The sequence below is a fragment of the Cupriavidus sp. 05N40 genome (assembly GCF_056397305.1).
This window is the reverse complement of sequence record NZ_JBFTND010000066.1, coordinates 20,166-39,360: the sequence shown is the minus strand read 5'-3', so window position 1 is coordinate 39,360 and position 19,195 is coordinate 20,166. Positions and strand designations below refer to the sequence as shown.

The following is a 19,195-nucleotide window of genomic DNA, read 5'->3' as shown; positions in this document are numbered from 1 at the left end:
CATGTCGGTGACGCCGTTGGCGGCGAGGGTTTCGACAAAGGCTTCCGAGGGGGTCATGGCCTGCGGGCCGGTGGTGGCGGGGGCGTCGGTGGTGGCCTGGCGCAGGGATTCGGGGAGGTGTTCGCTCATGGTGGTGGGTCTCCGGGCTTGAATTCAAAACGGAACGATTTGTTCCGGATACTGTGTGTTTGACGAACTGTAGGTCGGTAGTTCGCGATGGTCAATAGGGAAAATCAATAAACGGAATGATTTGTCTCTAAAATAGAAACCGTACTAAGATAGGTCAAAGCGCGGGTGACCCGCGGCTGGCGGCGCATGCGCGCCGCCGCGACGACAAGGTGCGGAGGAGAGCGAAGTGAGCGAAATCGTGATGGGCAAGCCGGACACAATGGTCGCGGCTCGCACCCTGTTCGGCATCGATTCGGGCCTGATGGTGCCGGCGTTCCGCGAACGCGACGACCATGTGCCGGAGATCGATCCGGCCTACCGTTTCAACCCCGAAGTGACGCTGGCGATCCTGGCGGGCTTTACCCGCGACCGCCGCGTGATGGTGCAGGGCCTGCACGGCACCGGCAAATCGACCCATGTCGAGCAGGTGGCGGCTCGCCTGAACTGGCCGTGCGTGCGCGTGAACCTCGACGGGCATATCAGCCGGCTCGACCTGGTCGGCAAGGACGCCATCGTCGTGCGCGACGGGCGGCAGGTCACGGAATTCCAGGAAGGGATCGTGCCCTGGGCATTGCAGCGCCCGGTGGCGCTGATCTTCGACGAATACGACGCCGGGCGCCCGGATGTGATGTTCGTGATCCAGCGCATGCTGGAGCGCGACGGCAAGTTCACGCTGCTCGACCAGAACCGCGTGATCCATCCCCATCCCGCCTTCCGCATGTTCGCCACCACCAACACCGTGGGGCTGGGCAACCTGAACGGCATGTACCACGGCACGCAGATGCTCAACCACGCGCAGATGGACCGCTGGAACGTGGTGGCCACGCTGAACTACCTGCCGCGCGCGGAAGAGGCGGGCATCGTGCTGGCGCGGGTGCCGGAACTGGCAGGCGAGGCCGGGCGCGCGCTGGTCGAATCCATGGTGAGCGTGGCGGAGCTCACGCGCAAGGGCTTTGCCACGGGAGACCTCTCCACGCTGATGTCGCCGCGTACCGTGATCAGCTGGGCGGAGAACTGCCAGATCTTCCGCGATCCGGCGCTGGCCTTCCGGCTGAGTTTTCTCAACAAATGCGACGACGCCGAGCGGCCGGTGGTGGCCGAGTACTTCCAGCGCTGCTTCGGGCGGGAACTGGATCCCGCGCGCGAAGCCGCGCCGGAGCCGCGCTGATGGCGGCGGACCGCCAGGCGGCGCGCCGCCATCAGCAGCGCGAAGCGCTGTGCGCGGCAGCAGTGCGCGCCCTCACCGGCGACGCCGCGCTGCACTATCGCGTCGGCCGCCTGTGCCGGGGCACCCGGCCGCTGCCGCTGCACGCGCCCCACATGCGCACCGATGCGCAGGCCGACGACTTTGCATCCCTGCGCGGCGCGGCGGACGGCGCCGCCTTGCGCCTGGCGCGCTCCGAGCCGGAACTGCACCGCCAGCTGTGCCCGGGCGATCCGGTCGAGCGGCTGGTGTTCGAGTTGCTGGAGCAACTGCGCTGCGAGTCGCTGCCGCCGGCCGGCATGCCGGGCCTGGCGCAGAACCTGAGGCACCGCTTCGAAGCCTGGTCGCGCGCCTTCCATCGCGCCGGCCTGGCCGAGACCCAGCTGGGCATCCTGCTGTACACGGTGGCGCAGATCGCGTGGTCGCGGCTTTCGGGCTGGCCGGTGCTGCCGGACACCGAGGACCTGATCGAAGCCACGCGGGCCGCCATCGTGCCGGTGCTCGGCGTGCCGCTGGCGGGCTTGCGCCGGCATCGCGCGGAACAGGGCGCGTTCGCCGCGCATGCGCTGGCGATCGCCAGGCTGCTTGGCGACATGTTGCGCTCTGCCCGCGCGGCGCAGGCGCAGGACGGCACCGGGGACGAGCAGGATGAGCAAGCCGTGCGCGTGGCGTTTTCGCTGGCGCTCGGTTGCGAGGACGATGAGCACGAGGCGATGGCCCCGGCGGCGACGGGCACCAGCCGCGTGCTGCAGGCCGCGGCCGGCGGCTATCGCGCCTACACCACCCGCTACGACCGCGAGATCGCGCCCGGCAAGCTGGTCCGCAAGGCCTTGCTTGCCGAGTATCGCGAACGTCTCGACCGCCGCATTGCCGAGCAAAGCATCCATGTGGCCCGGCTGGCGCGGGCGCTGAGCGCGGCGCTGGCCGTGCCGCAGCGCGATGGCTGGTCGTTCGGCGAGGAGCACGGCCGCATCGATGGCCGGCGCCTGGCGCAACTGGTCAGCTCGCCGGCCGAGCGGCGGCTGTTCCGCCTGGAGCGCCACAAGCTGCAGGCGGACTGCGCGGTCAGCCTGCTGATCGATTGCTCCGGCTCGATGAAGGCGCATATCGAGCGGGTGGCCATGCTGGTGGACGTGCTCGCGCGCGYGCTCGACCAGGCCGGCGTGGCCAGCGAGGTGCTCGGCTTCACCACCGGCGCCTGGAACGGTGGCCGCGCCCGGCTCGACTGGCTGGCGCGGGGCCGCCCCGCGCATCCCGGCCGCCTGAACGAAACCTGCCACATGGTGTTCAAGGACGCGGCAAGCCCCTGGCGCCGCGCCCGCGCCGGTATCGCCGCGCTGTTCAAGGCCGACCTGTTCCGCGAAGGGGTGGACGGCGAGGCTGTCGAATGGGCCTGCGCGCGCCTGCTGGCGCGCGCCGAGACGCGGCGGATCCTGATCGTGATCTCCGACGGCAGCCCGATGGATACCGCCACGGGGCATGCCAACGATGCCTGGTACCTGGACAACCACCTGAAGGAAGTGGTGGCGCGCCACGACACGCCGCGCGGCGTGGAAGTGCTGGGCCTGGGCGTCGGGCTGGACCTCAGCCCCTATTACCGCCGCTGCCTGGCGCTGGACCTGTCGGTGGCGCCGGCCATGCCGGTGTTCGCCGAGATCGTGCGATGGATCGGCGGGCGCGGCTGAACCGCCGCCCGGAACCGCCGCCCGGAACCGCCGGCCGGAACCGCCGCCCGGAACCGCCGCCCGGAACCGCCGGCCGGAACCGTCGCCCGGAACGGACGTGCGCATGGCGCGGGGCGGCGAACGGCCTGCCCCGCGCTCAGGCGCTAYAGCAAGCCGTGCCCATCGCCGCCAGCCGCAGCAGCCCCGGCAGCATCAGGTAAGCCCCGATCACCACCAGCACGCCGAAGGCGATGCGCCGCGTCGCCAGCGCCGAAAGCGGCGGCGGATAGCGCCGCGCAGCGATCGTCGTCAGCGCCACCACGGGCACGGCCAGCGCGGCCTCGAGCCAGATATCGGCGCCGAGCTGCCCCTGCCAGGCGCTGAACAGCGTGCGCGTGACGGAAGTCGCCGTGAACACCAGGATCAGCGCGCAGCGGATTTCCACCAGCGACAAGGGCTGGCGATAGAACTGGAAGATCAGCGGCGGCCCGGAGACGCCGAACATGCCGCTGAGCAGGCCGCCGAAGACGCCGCTCATGAAGAAGCTGCGGTCGCCGGAGCGTTGCCGCAGCGGGGCGGGGCGCAGCGCCGCGCTCAGGCCGCCATACAGCACCACCGCTCCCAGCAGCCATTGCAGGATGCCCGACGCGCTGCTGCTCAGGTAGTCGAGCAGCAGCACGCCCGCCACCACCGACGGCAGGATGCCCAGCGTGGCCGCGCCCACCGCGCGCCAGTCGACGTGATGCAGCTTGCCGGGCAGGGCCACCGCGCTGTTGGCCAGCGTCACCAGGCTGACCACCATGGCCACGCTGGCCACCGGCGCCAGGCCGAGGCCGCTGGTCGCGCCCATCACGATCATGCCGAGGCCGAAGCCGGTCACGGTCTGGAAGTAGCTTGCCGCGCCCATCAGCGCGAGCAGCGGCAGCAGGTGTTCGGTGCTCATGGCAGTGACGCGGCCATGGCGTTCCCGGCGGGCTGGGGGGGCCGTGTCTGCGCGGCGGCGGCCTGGGCCTGCACCGCCGTGACCGCGATCACGTAGTAGACGTCGTCGGCGCTGCAGCCGCGCGACAGGTCGTTGGCCGGCTGCTGCAGGCCCTGCAGCAGCGGCCCGATGGCCTTGGCGCCGCCCACGCGCTCGGCCAGCTTGTAGCCGATATTGCCGGCTTCCAGGTTGGGGAAGACCAGCACATTGGCGCGGCCTTCCACCTTCGAATGCGCGATCTTCTTCGCGGCGATCTCGGCCACGATGGCCGCGTCGAGCTGCACGTCGCCGTCGATCGCCAGCGCGGGGCGCCGTTCCTGCACCAGGCGGGTTGCCTCCACCACCTTGTCGACCGCCGCGTGCCTGGCGCTGCCGCTGGTGGAGAACGACAGCATCGCCACGCGCGGCGCATCCATCAGCAGGCTCTGCGCGCTGTCGGCCGCGGCCATGGCGATCTCGGCCAGCTCGCCGGCATCGGGGTCCACCACCAGCCCGCAATCGGAAAAGATCAGTCCGCCCTTCAAGGCATGGAACGGTTCGCAGAGCATCATCAGGAAAAAACTCGACACCAGCCTGAACGCGGGATCGATGCCGATGATCTGGATGGCGGTGCGCACCACGTCGGCGGTGGTGTGCACCGCGCCGGCCACCGAGCCGTCGGCATGGCCCAGGCGCACCATCAGGTTGGCGAAGCACAGCGGCTTGAGCACCTCGCGCTTCGCTTGCTCCAGCGTCATGCCCTTCCTGCCGCGCAGCGCGAACAGCTTGTGCGCGAACGACGGTGTGAGCGCGGAGGTGGCAGGGTCGATCAGGTCCATGCCGGCCAGGTCGATGCCGTCGCCGGCGGCGGCCTGGCGGATGCGCGCCGCGTCGCCCACCAGCACGATGCGGGCAATGGCCTCGCGGCTGGCGCGTTGCGCGGCCTGCAGGATGCGCGGGTCTTCGGCCTCGCACAGCACGATGCGCCGGGGCGCGGCGCGGGCGCGCTCGATGATGCGGTTGATCGCTTTCATTGGGTCGGGCTCCAGGGACTCAGACGAAGTCCTTGTACTTGTCGAGGGTGCGCACGGGCTTGGCGAGCGCATCGCGGCGGAACGGGTCGCCGAGCTCGCGGGTGCACATGATCTCGATGATGGTGGTCTTGCCGTGATTCATCTGCAGATCGATGGCGCGCTTGAGCGCCGGGCCCACGTCTTCGAGCTTGTCCACCACGATGCCCTCGGCGCCCATGGCGCGGGCGATCTCGGCGAAGCTTTGGTTGTCCAGCTCCCCCGCGACGAAGCGGCGGTTGTAGAAGTCGACCTGGTTCTTCTTCTCGGCGCCCCACTGGCGGTTGTGGAACACCACGGCGGTGACCGGGATATTGTGGCGCACGCAGGTCATGGTCTCCATCAGGCTCATGCCCCAGGCGCCGTCGCCGGCATAGGACACGGCCGGGCGGTGGGGCGCGGCCACCTTGGCGCCGATGATGGTGGGGAAGGCGTAGCCGCAGTTGCCCCAGCTCATGGCGGCGAAGAAGCTGCGCGGCTTGTTGAAGCGCAGGTAGCTGTTGGCCACCGAGTTGATATTGCCGATGTCGGTGGAGACCATCACGTCCTCGGGCATGGCTTTCTCCAGCTCGCGCAGCACCTGGCGCGGATGCAGGTAGTGGCCGCCATTGGGCGTGCGCTCCTGCTTCTGCTCCTCGATCATGTCCAGGCTGTAGGGGTCGCGCTCGTGGGTCCATTCGTCGAGCTCTTTCTCCCAGGCGGCCTTCTCGGCGGCGATCTGGCCGGCGCGCTCTTCGCGCGAGGCGTCGCACACCAGGGTGCGCCCGGCCAGGCGCCCGGTCAGCGCCACGGCGGCGGCCTTGGCGTCGCCGCAGATGCCCACGGAGATCTTCTTGACCAGGCCGAGCATCTTGTGGTCGGCATCGATCTGGATGATCTTGGCCTGCTTGGGCCAGTAGTCCATGCCGTGCTGGGGCAGGGTGCCGAAGGGTCCGAGGCGCGAGCCGAGGGCGACCACCACGTCGGCGCGGGCGAGCAGCTTCATGGCGGCCTTGGAGCCCTGGTAGCCGAGCGGGCCGCACCACAGCGGATGGCTGGCGGGGAAGGAATCGTTATGCAGGTAGCTGTTGACCACCGGCGCGCCGAGGCGCTCGGCGAGTGCCTGGCATTCGGCGATGGCATCGGCCATGACCACGCCGCCGCCGGAGATGATGACGGGGAACCTGGCCTGGGCGAGCAGCTCGGCGGCTTCGTTGAGGCGTTGTTCGCCGCCGGGGCCGCGGTCCAGGCGCTGCGGGCGGGGGATCTCGGCCTGGATCTGGCCGTAGAAGTAGTCGCGCGGGATATTGAGCTGGGTGGGTCCCATCTCGGCCATGGCGCGGTCGAAGCAGCGGCCGGTGAACTCGGCCATGCGTGCCGGGTGGGTGACATGGCCCTGGTACTTGGTGAACTCCTGGAACATCGGCAGCTGCTTGGCTTCCTGGAAGCCGCCGAGGCCGATGCCCATGGTGCCGGCCTCGGGGGTGACGATGACCACGGGGCTGTGGGCCCAGTAGGCGGCGGCGATGGCGGTGACGCAGTTGCTGATGCCGGGGCCGTTCTGGCCGATGACGACGCCGTGGCGGCCGGAGACGCGGGAATAGCCGTCGGCCATGTGGCCGGCGCCCTGCTCGTGCACCACGGGGATGAGGCGGATGCCGGCGGGGGCGAAGATGTCCATGGCGTCCATGAAGGCGGAGCCCATGATGCCGAACATGTCGGTGACGCCGTTGGCGGCGAGGGTCATGTCGGTGACGCCGTTGGCGGCGAGGGTTTCGACAAAGGCTTCCGAGGGGGTCATGGCCTGCGGGCCGGTGGTGGCGGGGGCGTCGGTGGTGGCCTGGCGCAGGGATTCGGGGAGGTGTTCGCTCATGGTGGTGGGTCTCCGGGCTTCGATCTCAAAACGGAACCAAACGTTCCGAAAAGTGTTTGTGAGTCGAATGTAGGATGAGACCGAGCGATGGTCAACATGAAATTCAAATAAACGGAACGATTTGTATCTTAAAGTGAACCAAATCTGGTCGTGGACCCACAGTTACCCCCGGCTGGCTCTAACCGCAACGGGGCACGCTTCCTACCATAGGGCTACACCGCGCTTGGAGCGGACCGAGGCGATCCCGCCGGCAGAACGGGACGCCACCAGAACGAGAGGACGCAAAGACGTCCCAACCAGACGGAGACACGGCATGCCTCATGCTTATTACCTCTTCCTCCTCGAGCAGGCACCGCCCCGGTGCCACGCCCCTGTTGCCGGCACTCGCGCAGCACGCCAGACGGCACTGCACGCCGGCACGCAACCCAGTCAATCTTGAGGAGGTTCATCATGCGTTGGATCAAGCAGCTTGCAGCAAGCGTAGTGCTGGCGGCCGTCGTCGCCCCGGGCGCCTATGCGCAGAGCAGGGAAGTCGTGATCGCCTACCAGGACATGGTGGTGCCATGGCGCTATGCGCAGGACATGAAGGAAGTCGAGAAGCAGACCGGCTACAAGGTTTCGTTCCGCCAGTTCGGCGGTGGYGGCGACGTGATCCGGGCGATGGCTTCCGGCCAGATCGCCATCGGCGAAGCCGGTACCTCGCCGATTGCCTCGGCGCTGTCGCAAGGGCTGGACGTGGAACTGTTCTGGATCCTTGACGACATCAATGCGGCCGAAGCCATGGTGGCGCGCAACGGCAGCAATATCAACAGCGTGGCCGACCTCAAGGGCAAGCGGGTGGGCGTGCCCTTCGTCTCCACCACGCACTACCACACGCTGGTGGCGCTGGAGCAGGCCAGGATCAATCCGCGCGACGTCAAGATCATGAACATGCGCCCGCCCGAAGTGGCGGCGGCCTGGGAGCGCGGCGACATCGATGCCACCTTTATCTGGGATCCGGTGCTGGCCAAGCTCAAGCAGTCGGGCAAGGTGCTGGTGACGTCGGGCAAGATCGCCAGCGAGACCGGCAAGGCCACCTTCGACGGCATGATCGCCAACAAGAAGTTCGCGCGCGAGAACCCCGAGTTCATGGTCAAGTTCGTCAAGATCCTGGCCGCGGCGGACGAAAAATACCGGCAGGACAAGGCCGGCTGGAGTGCCGACTCTCCCATGGTGAAGGCTGTCGCCAAGGTATCGGGCGCCAAGGCTGAAGCGGTGCCGGCCAGCATGGCGCTGTACAACTTCCCCACGCTCGACGAGCAGGCCTCGCCGCGCTGGCTGGGTGGCGGCGCGGCCAAGGCGCTGCAGTCCGCGGCGCAATTCCTCAAGGAACAGGGCACCATCCAGACCGTGTTGCCGGACTATGGCCCGGGCGTGAATGCCGAGTGGGTGCGGCGCGCGCTGGCCAAGACGCCGGCCTGATCTGCGCGCGCCGCATGGCGCGATGAAGGACGGTTGCCGCGGCGCGGGCGATGCCCGCCGCGCGGCCTCGACACACTCTCTTCGGAAGTTTGCAGCTATGGCCAAACTCGAAATCGACAACCTCAGCGTGAACTACGGCGGCCGCGGCGGCGCCGAGACGCTGGCCCTGTCGCAGGTCAATCTCACCATGGAGCGCGGCGACTTCGTGGTCGCGCTGGGCGCCTCCGGGTGCGGCAAGACGACCCTGCTGTCGTGCATTGCCGGTTTCATGCAGCCCTCGGAAGGCGAGATCCGCCTCGACGGCAGATCCGTGCACGGCCCCGGTGCCGAGCGTGGCGTGGTGTTCCAGAAGCATGCACTGATGCCCTGGCTCAATGTGCTGGACAACGTGGCGCTGGGCCTGCGCCTGCGCGGCGTGCCGCGTGCCGAGCGCCTGCGCATCGCGCAGGAGAAGCTGGCGCTGGTGGGACTGGAGAAGGTGGCGGCCAAGCCGGTCTACCAGCTGTCCGGCGGCATGCAGCAGCGCGTGGGCATTGCCCGCACGCTGGCCAACGATCCCGCGGTGATGCTGATGGACGAGCCGCTCGGCGCGCTGGATGCGCTCACCCGCGAATCGATCCAGGCGCTGATCCTCAAGCTGTGGGCGGCCGAGCAGAAGATCGTTTTCTTCATCACCCACAGCGTGGAGGAAGCGCTCTTCCTGGCCACCCGCCTGATCGTGATGACGCCGTCGCCGGGACGCATCGCGCATACCTACGAGATGCCGTTCGCGCGCCGCTACATTGCCTGCGGCGATGCACGCGAGGTGAAGTCCGACCCGGAGTTCATCCGCTATCGCGAAGAAATCGTCAACCTGATCCATGCCACGCCCTGAGGAGCCCGCCATGTCCGCTTCCGTTCAACGACTCGACCCTGCGCCGGGCGCCGGTGCCGTGGCCGCCGCGCCCGCCGCGCGCCGCATGAAGGCCGTCTCCGGCTATCGCCTGCCCGGCGAAGGCAGCAGTTCGCGCATCTCCACCATCACCGTGGCGTCGCTGCTGGCGCTGTGGTGGATCGCCAGCCACCTGCGCTGGCTGCCGCCACTGTTCCTGCCCACGCCGGAATCCATCATCAACGCGTTTATCGATGCCTGGAACGGCAATGTGCAAGGCGGCCTGCCGCTGACCGAGCATTTCCGCGCCAGCATGGTGCGCGTGTTCGGCGCCTTCGCGCTGGCCACCGTGACGGCGGTGCCGATCGGCGTGATGATGGGCGTGTCGCGCATCGCCCGCGGCGTGTTCGATCCGCCCATCGAGTTCTACCGTCCGCTGCCGCCGCTGGCCTACCTGCCGCTGATCGTGATCTGGTTCGGCATCGACGAAACCTCCAAGATCCTGCTGATCTTCCTGGCCTGCTTCGCGCCGCTGGCCATGTCGGCGCAGGCCGGCGTGCGCTCGGTCACCATCGAGCAGATCAACGCGGCGTATTCGATGGGGGCCAACCCGTGGCAGGTGATCCGCCATGTGGTGATCCCGGCCGCGCTGCCGGACATCCTGACGGGCATGCGCATCGCCATCGGCTTCGGCTGGACCACGCTGGTCGCCGCCGAGATGGTGGCCGCCACGGCGGGGCTGGGGCAGATGGTACTGAATGCGTCGAACTTCCTGCGCACCGACGTGGTGATCATGGGTATCGGGCTGATCGGCCTGATCGCCTATACCTTCGACCTGCTGATGCGCAAGATGGAGACGTGGCTGGTGCCGTGGAAGGGGAGGATGTAAGGGTCGAGGGTTGCCGGTTGCCGGGCGGTGGCATGCTCCGCCCGGTTTCTGTTTATGCAATGACCTTGGGCAAACCGACGCGTAGCATTCCCGTGTCCAGCGGCGTCGGTTATCCCGGCAGTACATACTTATAGCCCGGCGTCTGTGCCGAAGTCCGATGGTCTGTGTTCAGGATCACGACCCGATGATCACGACCCCACACATCAAGAAAATGGTAGATGCTTTCTAATTCATCCTCGTGGATCTCTTCCAACGCCTCGTCCAAGATCAGCGTACCCCCGGCTCGCCATTGGTGATTCTCAAGAAGCTCACGAAGAACTGCGTCTGCTCGTCGTCCCTGACCAATCTCGGTCATCTCGCGTCTGCCAAAAAATGCGACGGTGCGCCCCCAGCGATGTAACGCCCAAAACAATTCGGTCAACAGGGTCGTCTTCCCGCATCCCGACCGGCCTAATACCCAGTTGACTCCAAAATTGAAGTTCACCTCTGGATAACGGATTCCTGTCAGGGGGGAGTGCGCTTCGGCGAGCCGGATTCCCTGCTCACCCTCTTCAAGGCTCACCCAAGGAATACGGTTTACCAGCGGCAAGTTGGAAACTGCGTGAAAAGATGATGCCGTGCTTAGCAGGCCGGAACCGGCCACAAAGAGGCGGATGGACTCCCGGTCTACGGCAAGGAGCGCGGACAGAAGGAACGCAGCAAGCGAGGCTTCCACCTTCGCGAGCAGCAAAGAGCTGAGGCACAGCATCAGCAGGATATGGAAGGTCCCCTCGAGTAGGAGCGCCAGCTCCACCTTCTTTAGATAGAGCCGTACCTTGGCTTCGGTCCAACGTTGGAGCGATGGCAACGCCAGCACGGCTCTCATCCGCCTAGTTCGCGTAGTCTGGCCCAGTCTAGCTGTCGCCAGGTCGAATGACGCCCAATCGCGAATAGTGAGCACAAATGTCCGACTCGCCTCCAGCATTTTTTCTCTTGCCAACACAATTCCACGGTAGTTCCTGGAGTAAAAAAACCAAACCAGGATTACAAAACCAGCTATGAAACCAATACCCAAAGCGCCCGCCGCGAAAACCAGTGACATAGCGAAAAGCGAAAACACAGCAAGAGCCCAAGTAAAGTCGTGAAGGTAGTACGAGAAGCCCTCTTGTGCAACGTCGAGGTCGACGGGAACTCTCCTCTCGATCTCTATGTTTGGCGACGACGATCGGAAGATCGAAAGGGAAAGGCTCTTGAAGGTTTTACGCCTGACATGATGCTCAAGTGCCATCCCACCAAGTATCGTGAGCGAGAAAGCTCCCATGGCTGACCAGATGGCTTCACGTGTCAACGAACCATGGCTTCCAATAAGGCGTGCCACATTCGCATCGAGATAGGCGGCGAGGATAAAGACAGGAAAGTACCAGCGCACAAAACGCGGAATAACCGGGGCTTTGCCGCTTCTATCTGGCGACTGAGCTTCCCTTAGGGGCGGGTCTAAATGACTCCGAGGCTCTGAAAGTTCAGAATATCCATCACGTGAAATTCCATCCGCACCGCATACCCTGAGCGCCCCTTCAGTTACAAGCTGATCCAACAGCGTTTTGGCTTTCATTCTATTTGGCAGATCGAGTGAAATTAGCTGGGTTGACAGGCTCAGCGGCACATCTCGATCTACTGCGCAACACACGGATCGGATCAGGAGCAATCTTTGCTTTTGGCCCTCCGACAGTTCGTCAGGCGCTAGCAATTTCTCAAAGGGCGTTGGAAGTTCTCCCAGGCCAAGCTCGCCCCACATCCCGAGCCGACGAARAAGCCGGCATCGTAGTGGACCCCGGCCCAACAGATTCACGTACAGCGGCGCCGCCCAGATGGTGTCCTTGCCGTCGAAGGTAACGCATGATGAATTCCCTACCGGAATCCGGCTACACGTCGCATCGATATGCGCTTGAGCGCTCTTAAGTGCTTTCCACGCCTGCACCTCGCGCGGAATTGCGAGAAGTGCCGCGAACAGCGGCATCGAGACCCAGAACACCGTTACACCTGCCTCACCGAGTGACATCCCAGGAACGACACCAATTGCTCCAATCGCGGCCAAGGGAAGAATTCTCAGTAGTATTCCCAAGTAGGTCTCGGAAATCTTTGCGCCTGAGTCGAGTGCTCGCCAAAGACGCTCCTGCCTACTCAGAGCATCAAAGCGCGCGGCGCTCGCCTGTTTCATTTCATCGAGCCCCAGTACTCCGAGTCTCCTGGCGATAAGTGTGTTGAACTCTGCGTTCCGGCTTGTAACCGTTTCATTGACGCGCAACAAGGCGTAGACGCTAATCCATTGCAGTACAAATACCATCCCGCTTACCAGAGCCACGCCAATCAAAACACCTAACGCTTGCAAATTAAAAAATGATCCTATTATCGCCAGCGTGGCAACTATTGCTATAAAATTCCCGACAAGATCCTCCCTTGCCAGTGCAAAATCCAACCGCTGTTGAAGGAATCTGTATAGGGTCCTCGCCTGATCCCCGTCGTCGTATTTGTGCACTCTGGCGCAATGCTGGAGATGATCGCTAGCCATGGTGATGGAACTGGCAACCAAGCGAGCGAGGACCCGGCCGAGAAAGATACGAACCAATCCCAGGATGGAGATCAATATCAAAGCGCGCGGGCTTGGATCGCGAAGCATGAGAGCAACTACAAAAAAAAGAGCGTACTGGGCCGCGAAGCTAGCGCACTTCAACGCGCAGTAGAACAGTGAGAAGGGCTGTAGCGAGAATCGGGAAGGGGCGCGCGGCGAGTTCAAGATGATGTCTTGGCATAGGTGTCGAAGGCGCGGTTTAACTTGTACTCGCGCAGGTCTGCAACGTGCTCGGTGAGGGTGGTCGCACGCCGATCAAAAAATCGGGCGACTACGCCAAGTTCAACCCTGATGGGGACAAGTTCCGTGCCGTCTTGAGTTTCACGCCAACGAGATTCGCCATAATGTCGTGTCGAGGCTGCCTTGGTGGGTAGGATCACCAGCCAAGTTGGCGGGTGAGAACCTTCGGCCGCCAACCGCCGGATTCAAGTATTGAAATTAATAATTGGTTGATAAATAGGGTTAACCATTGTTATTAAGGTTTGGATGATAAAATCTGAAATTTCCGAATTGAGATTTATGGCGTAAAAAATTTCTAAATAGAAAATCTGAAATTTCTCAACTTAACTCAATGAAATATGATTGGAGATAGAAGGCATGCGCGGGTAACCCATTGATTCCACCTGGAATTCAGGTTGAAGTACCTTATTGGGTGCGTTGCGATCGCGCAACGTTGCACTACGCGGGCGCCCACCGAGCGAGAATTTTCCGCCGCTCGCCAATTGAAACCAGTGGCTAACGCACCGCTTACTCGGCAGCAAGCCCTCGTCGCGGGAAAACGCCTAAGGGTCCATTGGACTACCGTCTACCGCCTTCGACGCCGCTTCCACAACGACCCAGTGGCGAGTGCCCTGAGGCGTTCGCGGCGAGGCCCAAATTCGGGTCGGAGACCACCCCGACAGCGCGGCGGCGACCCAGTCTTGCGACGACAGGCAAGGGGGCGTTTAATTACCTGGAGGACGTCCAGGGAGCATCTATGGCGCGCTGCACAAATTGTGAGCTCGAGAATGCCGTTGGCGCCAGTTTTTGTGAGCAGTGCGGCAACCGGCTCCCGCGTCTCTGCGTGCGCTGTGGCCACGAAATGAATCCGACGGCGCGCTTCTGCAGTGCTTGCGGCGAGCCCGTCAGTGAATTGCCGCAACCCGCCGCCGCCGCCCCCGTTCATTACACGCCACCGCATCTGGCCGAGCGTATCCGGGCCGAGCAGGCGGCGCTGGAAGCCCGGGGAGATACCGCTGGCGAACRCAAGACAATCACCGTCCTGTTTGCCGATATGGCGGGCTCGACCACCCTGATCCACGACCTGGACCCGGAAGAGGCCCATCACCTGATCACCCCCGTCATCGAGCTGATGATGGAGGCCGTGCATTACTACGAGGGGTACGTGGCCAAGTCATTGGGCGACGGCATTCTCGCGCTGTTCGGCGCACCGATCGCGCATGAGGACCATACCCAGCGCGCATTGTTCGCGGCGCTGCGCATGCAGGAGGCGATGCGCCGGCACAGCGACCGGCTCCGGCTGGAGCAGGGCATCTCGCTGCAGATCCGGGTGGGCGTCCACACGGGCGAGGTGGTCGTGCGCTCGATCCGCAAGGACGACCTGCACACTGACTATGATCCGGTGGGGCACACGATCCACATTGCCGCGCGGATTGAAACAATGGCTGCGCCCACATCCATTCTCGTCAGCGAATCCACCCACAAGCTCGCCGAAGGGTATTTCGAGTTCAAGGCGCTGGGAGAGGCCCTGGTCAAAGGCATCCCCAAACCGCTCGTGGTCTACGAGGTGCTGGGTCTCGGGGCGTTGCGCACGCGCCTGCAGGTGGCGGCTCACCGCGGCCTGGCTCGCTTCGTCGGCCGCGAAGCCGAACTGGAGGCGCTGCACCTGGCGCTGGACCAGTCCGTGGCCGGGCACGGGCAGATCGTCGCGGTGGTGGGGGAGGCCGGCGTCGGCAAGTCGCRCCTGTTCCACGAGTTCAAGGCGCGCTCGCAGAGCGGATCCCTGGTGCTGGAGACTTTTTCGGTCTCGCATGGCAAAGCCTTTGCCTATCTGCCCCTGATCGAGCTCCTGAAGAACTACTTTCAGATCACCGCCCAGGACGACAAGCGGCGATGCCACGAGAAGGTCACGGGCAAGGTCCTCACGCTGGAGCGCAGCCTCGAGGACCTCATGCCCTATCTGCTCTATCTGCTGGGTATCGTCGGGCCCGGCTCGGCGCTGGCGGACATGGGCGCAGACCTTCGGCGCGAGCGCACGTTCGAGGCGATCACGCGCCTGCTGGAGCGAGAAAGCCGGAATCAGCCCATTGAGCTGCTGTTCGAAGACCTGCAATGGCTGGATAACGAGACAGAAGCCTTTCTCGCTTACCTCGTCGAGCGGGCGGCGGATGCCCGGATTCTCCTCCTTGTGAACTACCGCGCCGAGTACCAGCCCGCCTGGGTCAGGCAGGACAATTGCACGGAATTGCGGCTCGCCCCGCTTGGTCCTGCCGAGGCGCAAGGCCTGCTCGGCGGCTTGCTGGGCGATGACCCCGGTCTCGGGCCGCTCAGGCAGCTCATCCTGGAAAAAACCGAGGGCAACCCCTTCTTCATGGAGGAGGTCGTCCAGACCCTCGCCGAGGAAAAGGCGCTGCTCGGTGAGCCCGGCCGGTACCGCATCGAGAAGACCCCGGCCGCGCTGCATATTCCGACCACGGTACAGGGCGTGCTCGCGGCGCGCATGGATCGGCTGCCATCCGCGCAGAAGGAACTGTTGCAGACCCTGGCCGTGATCGGCAAGGCATTCCCGTTGAGCCTGATCCGGCAGGTCACCGGGCAGCCGGAAGACCGCCTGTATCCGTTGTTGGCCGGTCTGCAGGCCGGAGAGTTTATCTACGGGCAACCCGCCTTTCCGGAGGTGGAGTATGCGTTCAGGCACGCGCTGACTCAGGAGGTCGCGGGCAACTCCCTGCTCTCGGAACAGCGCTGCGCATTGCATGAACGCACGGGGCGGGCCATCGAGGCCCTCTTCCGTCAGCAGTTGAAAGGCCACTGCAGCGAACTGGCCCATCACTACAGTCACAGCGGCAACATCCCCAAGGCGGTGGAGTACCTGCATTGTGCCGGGCGTCAGGCCGTTGAGCGTTCGGCGCATCTCGATGCCATCCGTCACCTGAGTACGGCCCTGGAACTGCTCGAGCGCCTGCCCGACACGCCGGAGCGCGCAGGCCAGGAGCTTGCATTGCGCGTCACGCTGGGGCCCGCCCTGATTGCCGCGAGAGGTTATGCCTCGCCGGAGGTGGAGGCCACCTATACCCGGGCGCTGACCTTGTGCGAACTCGCTGGCAACACCCCTCAGCGCTTCGAGGTGAAGTTGGGAATGCGCGCTTTCTATTCGCTTCGTGCGCAGCACGAAACCGCGTATGTGCTAGGGGAGGCGCTGCTCAGGTTTGCCGAGGATGCGCAAGATACGGCGTTGCTCGGACAGGCGCACGTTGCGCTGGGAGGCACTTCACTATACCTGGGCGAGTTCCACGAGGCGCGGGCGCACCTGGAGCGTGGGCTTGCCCACTATGAACCTGAGTCGATCGCCCCTGGCGCACTGTTCGGTCAGGATTACGGGGTCCGTGGCCGCAGCCTCCTGGCATGGGTCTTATGGCATCTTGGCCTGCCGGCGCAAGCCAGCCAGGCCACCCAGGATGCACTGACCCTGGCCCGGAAGATTACGCATCCTTTCAGCCTCGCGCTCGGCCTGGCCTTTGCGGCCGAGCTGCATCAGTACCGGCGCGACGTACAACTGACCAGGGAGTGCGCCGAAGCCGCCATCACGCTCTCGACCGAGCACGGGTTTCCCTTCTGGCTCGCATGGGGCACCATCCTGCGGGGTTGGGCGTTGGCCGAACAGGGGAGCCGTGAAGAGGGCATCGTCCAGATCCGCCGTGGCCTGGCCGCCTACCAGGCCACGGGGGCCGAGCTGGGCCGGCCTTATTTCCTGGCCCTGCTGGCCCAGGTCTACGAGGACGCCGGACAAACCGAGGCCGGACTCGACGTGCTGGCCGACGGGCTCTCCATGATCGGCAATACGCGGGAACGCCACTACGAAGCGGAACTGCATCGGCTCCAGGGGGAATTGCTTCTCCATCGGCCGGGCGGGTCCGCCGACCCTGAAGCGGCGGAAGCGTGTTTTCATCGGGCCATCGCGATTGCCCGGCAGCAAGGCGGGAAGTCGCTTGAGCTGCGCGCGGCGCTGAGCCTCGCCCGGCTATGGGAACACCAGGACAAGGCGGAAGCCGCGCGGCAGACGCTGGCCGGGATTCACGCGTCCTTCACGGAAGGGTTCGACACCGCCGACTGGCAGCAGGCCAAGGCCCTGCTGGATGCCGCGATCGAAGGCCGGATGTAAGTCCGCAATCTTTATTCTGTTTGAATCACCCGTTCTCTACCTGGCAAACGGCGGCGTCCATGCAGGCTGCTCAGAAAGTAGCGGCCAGCTCCCTGGCCGTTTCCTGCAGGCGTGGCACGAACTCCAGCGAGCGCGACAGCGGCGAGCGGGCCGTGGGTGCATGCACCGCCAGCGCCGCAACCACATGTCCGCGCTCGTCGCGCACCGGCACCGCCACGCAGGAAATGCCAGCGACGAATTCCTCGTTGTCCACGCCGAGCTGCTTGTGCGCGCTGCGGTCCAGCTCGGCTTCGAGCAGTTCCACGTCGGTGATGGTGTTGGGCGTGAAGCGCTCCAGCGGCAGTTGCCGCACCAGCGCCGCGCGTTGCTCGCGCGGCAGCAGCGACAGCAGCAGCTTGCCGCTGGCCGAGCAGTGCAGCGGCACGCGCGAGCCCGGCTTCAGGTCCAGCCGCAGCGGCCACGGCGCTTCCATGCGATCCAGGTACAGCACCGAGGTTTCGTGCAGCATGGTCAGGTTGACCGTCTCGCCGATGTCCGCCACCAGTCGCGCCAGGATGGCGTGGCGCAGCTGGCGCGTGCCCGAATGCGTGACGATGGCCACGCCCAGCCGGGACAGGCGCGGTCCTACCGCGTAGGCGTTGCGCGCGCCGGGCTCGCGGATCACCAGCCCGCCGGACTCCAGCGCGCCAAGCATGCGGTGCAGCGAGGCCTTGGGCGCTTCGAAGCCCTGCATGATCTCCGCCAGCGAGAGAGGGCGGTCGGCCGCCACCAGGAACTCGAGCAGGGCGAAGGCGCGCAGCGTGGGCGTGTCGCGGTCCGCCGCCGGGTCCGGCGGGACGCCGGGCGCCGGCGCGGCCTCCTCCTCTTCGTCCAGGTCCACGGCGGTGACCGCCTGGCGGGCATTCCGTGGTGCTTTTGCCTTAGGTGCTTCAGGAGGCGCCTTGCGCGCCGCCGCAGTTGCTGATGCCGATTTCAATCCAACCTCCGTTCCGGAAAACGAGACAGATTGATTGTACTTCCGGAACGCCAGGGGCTGCTACCCAGGTCGCCCTGCCGTGGGGGTGAGCGCGCGCTCCGGCCAGCCTTTCGCGCAGGGCTGGCCGGATCGAAGGCGCGCGCCGGCTGCCTCAGGCGGCGACCGCAAGCGGCCGGTCGCCGGCGATGGTGGTGCGGTGCAGTTCGCGGTCGAAGCCGTCGTAGTCGTTCATGGCGAGATGCTGCGTGCAGCGGTTGTCCCAGACCGCCAGCGCGCCGCGCGTCCAGCGGAAGCGGCAGGTGAACTCCGGCCGCACCGCGTGGCTGTAGAGGTACTGCAGCAGGGGCGCGCTTTCTTCCTCGGTCATGCCTTCGAAGCGCAGCGTGTAGGTGCTGTTGACGTAGAGCGCCTTCTTGCCGGTGGCCGGATGCACGCGCACCACCGGGTGCGTGACCTCGCTGCTGGCGCGCGCATCGGTGCGCACGTCCATCTTGTGCGCCGGATCGCCGTTGTTGACCACCGCGCCCATGGCGCCGTACGAGCGCACCGGGCTGTGCACGGCGCGCAGGTTGTCCAGCACCGCCTTCAGGCCATCCGACAGCGCATCGTAGGCGCGGTACATATTGGTCCACAGCGTGTCGCCGCCATAGGGCGGGATCACGCGCGCATAGAGCGCGGAGCCCATCGGCGGCTGCTCGGCGTAGCTCATGTCGGAATGCCACAGGCCGCCGAAATTGCGCCGGGTCTGTTCCGTCTTGCCTTTCATCACCGGCAGGATTTCCGGGTGGCCCTGCAGCGCGCGGATGAACGGCACTTCGAGCAGTTCGCCGAAATGCGCGCTGAAGGCCTTGTGCTGCCCGGGCGTGAGTTCCTGGCCGCGGAAGAAGATCACCAGGTGCGCATGCAGCGCGGCGCGGATCTCGGCGAAGGTTTCCGCCGGCAGCGGCTTTGCCAGGTCGACTCCGCCGATCTCCGCACCGAGCGCGCCGGCGATGGGCTGGACTTCGATAAAACGGTATTGCGTCATGGTTGGTCTCCGTGGTGGATGCGGCAGGCTGCGGTCAATGGCCGATGGCCGGTGGCGCCGCGG

13 protein-coding genes are annotated in these 19,195 nt (G+C 65.4%); 6 read left to right on the top strand and 7 right to left on the bottom strand.

The features are described from left to right. Positions 1-370: 370 nt before the first annotated feature. On the top strand, positions 371-1,336 hold the full coding sequence (locus AC1DO7_RS17140) for an AAA family ATPase (protein ID WP_441624401.1): 966 nt from the start codon (positions 371-373) through the stop codon (positions 1,334-1,336). Then, on the top strand, positions 1,336-3,057 hold the full coding sequence (locus AC1DO7_RS17135; RefSeq protein WP_477116358.1) for a cobaltochelatase CobT-related protein: 1,722 nt from the start codon (positions 1,336-1,338) through the stop codon (positions 3,055-3,057). The genes AC1DO7_RS17140 and AC1DO7_RS17135 overlap by 1 nt, the downstream gene beginning before the upstream one ends. A gap of 136 nt (positions 3,058-3,193) precedes the next feature. Here the strand turns inward: AC1DO7_RS17135 and AC1DO7_RS17130 are convergent, their stop codons facing one another. The 3 genes from AC1DO7_RS17130 to xsc are packed head-to-tail and all read right to left on the bottom strand — an operon-like array spanning position 3,194 to position 6,919. Further along, positions 3,194-3,979 (bottom strand): sulfite exporter TauE/SafE family protein, encoded by a 786-nt coding sequence (locus tag AC1DO7_RS17130; RefSeq protein ID WP_477116357.1) that lies wholly within the window; start codon positions 3,977-3,979, stop codon positions 3,194-3,196. Further along, entirely contained in the window at positions 3,976-5,031 is a 1,056-nt protein-coding gene (pta, locus tag AC1DO7_RS17125) for a phosphate acetyltransferase (protein WP_441624399.1), read from the bottom strand. The genes AC1DO7_RS17130 and pta overlap by 4 nt, the downstream gene beginning before the upstream one ends. A 19-nt stretch (positions 5,032-5,050) precedes the next feature. Continuing rightward, positions 5,051-6,919 (bottom strand): sulfoacetaldehyde acetyltransferase, encoded by a 1,869-nt coding sequence (gene xsc / locus AC1DO7_RS17120; RefSeq protein ID WP_477116356.1) that lies wholly within the window; start codon positions 6,917-6,919, stop codon positions 5,051-5,053. Between the two features lie 450 nt (positions 6,920-7,369). Here xsc and tauA point away from each other — a divergent pair, with 450 nt between their 5' ends. From tauA to AC1DO7_RS17105, 3 genes are all read left to right on the top strand, one after another. Beyond that, the gene (tauA, locus tag AC1DO7_RS17115; RefSeq protein ID WP_441621191.1) at positions 7,370-8,380 is read left to right on the top strand and encodes a taurine ABC transporter substrate-binding protein; all 1,011 of its coding nucleotides are present in this window, start codon (positions 7,370-7,372) and stop codon (positions 8,378-8,380) included. A 97-nt stretch (positions 8,381-8,477) separates the two neighbouring features. Continuing rightward, on the top strand, positions 8,478-9,254 hold the full coding sequence (locus tag AC1DO7_RS17110) for a taurine ABC transporter ATP-binding protein (protein ID WP_441621189.1): 777 nt from the start codon (positions 8,478-8,480) through the stop codon (positions 9,252-9,254). Positions 9,255-9,264: 10 nt separating this feature from the next. Beyond that, entirely contained in the window at positions 9,265-10,140 is an 876-nt protein-coding gene (locus AC1DO7_RS17105; protein ID WP_441621187.1) for an ABC transporter permease subunit, read from the top strand. Positions 10,141-10,249: 109 nt separating this feature from the next. On the opposite strand, the gene AC1DO7_RS17100 is transcribed toward AC1DO7_RS17105, so the two are convergent. Both AC1DO7_RS17100 and AC1DO7_RS17095 read right to left on the bottom strand, forming a co-directional pair. Then, the gene (locus tag AC1DO7_RS17100) at positions 10,250-12,796 is read right to left on the bottom strand and encodes a P-loop NTPase family protein (protein WP_477116355.1); all 2,547 of its coding nucleotides are present in this window, start codon (positions 12,794-12,796) and stop codon (positions 10,250-10,252) included. A 113-nt stretch (positions 12,797-12,909) separates the two neighbouring features. Beyond that, complete coding sequence (locus tag AC1DO7_RS17095) at positions 12,910-13,128, bottom strand: hypothetical protein (RefSeq protein ID WP_477116354.1); 219 nt, start codon at positions 13,126-13,128, stop codon at positions 12,910-12,912. Between the two features lie 596 nt (positions 13,129-13,724). On the opposite strand from AC1DO7_RS17095, the gene AC1DO7_RS17090 reads away from it, so the two are divergent. Continuing rightward, on the top strand, positions 13,725-17,129 hold the full coding sequence (locus AC1DO7_RS17090) for an ATP-binding protein (RefSeq protein WP_477116353.1): 3,405 nt from the start codon (positions 13,725-13,727) through the stop codon (positions 17,127-17,129). A 70-nt stretch (positions 17,130-17,199) separates the two neighbouring features. Here AC1DO7_RS17090 and AC1DO7_RS17085 read toward each other — a convergent pair whose 3' ends face one another. Both AC1DO7_RS17085 and AC1DO7_RS17080 read right to left on the bottom strand, forming a co-directional pair. Further along, entirely contained in the window at positions 17,200-17,928 is a 729-nt protein-coding gene (locus AC1DO7_RS17085; protein WP_441621200.1) for an IclR family transcriptional regulator, read from the bottom strand. 328 nt (positions 17,929-18,256) lie between these two features. Then, positions 18,257-19,132 carry a TauD/TfdA dioxygenase family protein gene (locus AC1DO7_RS17080; RefSeq protein WP_441621181.1) on the bottom strand — a complete coding sequence of 292 codons (876 nt, stop codon included), beginning with the start codon at positions 19,130-19,132 and terminating at the stop codon, positions 18,257-18,259. Between the last annotated feature and the right edge of the window lie 63 nt (positions 19,133-19,195).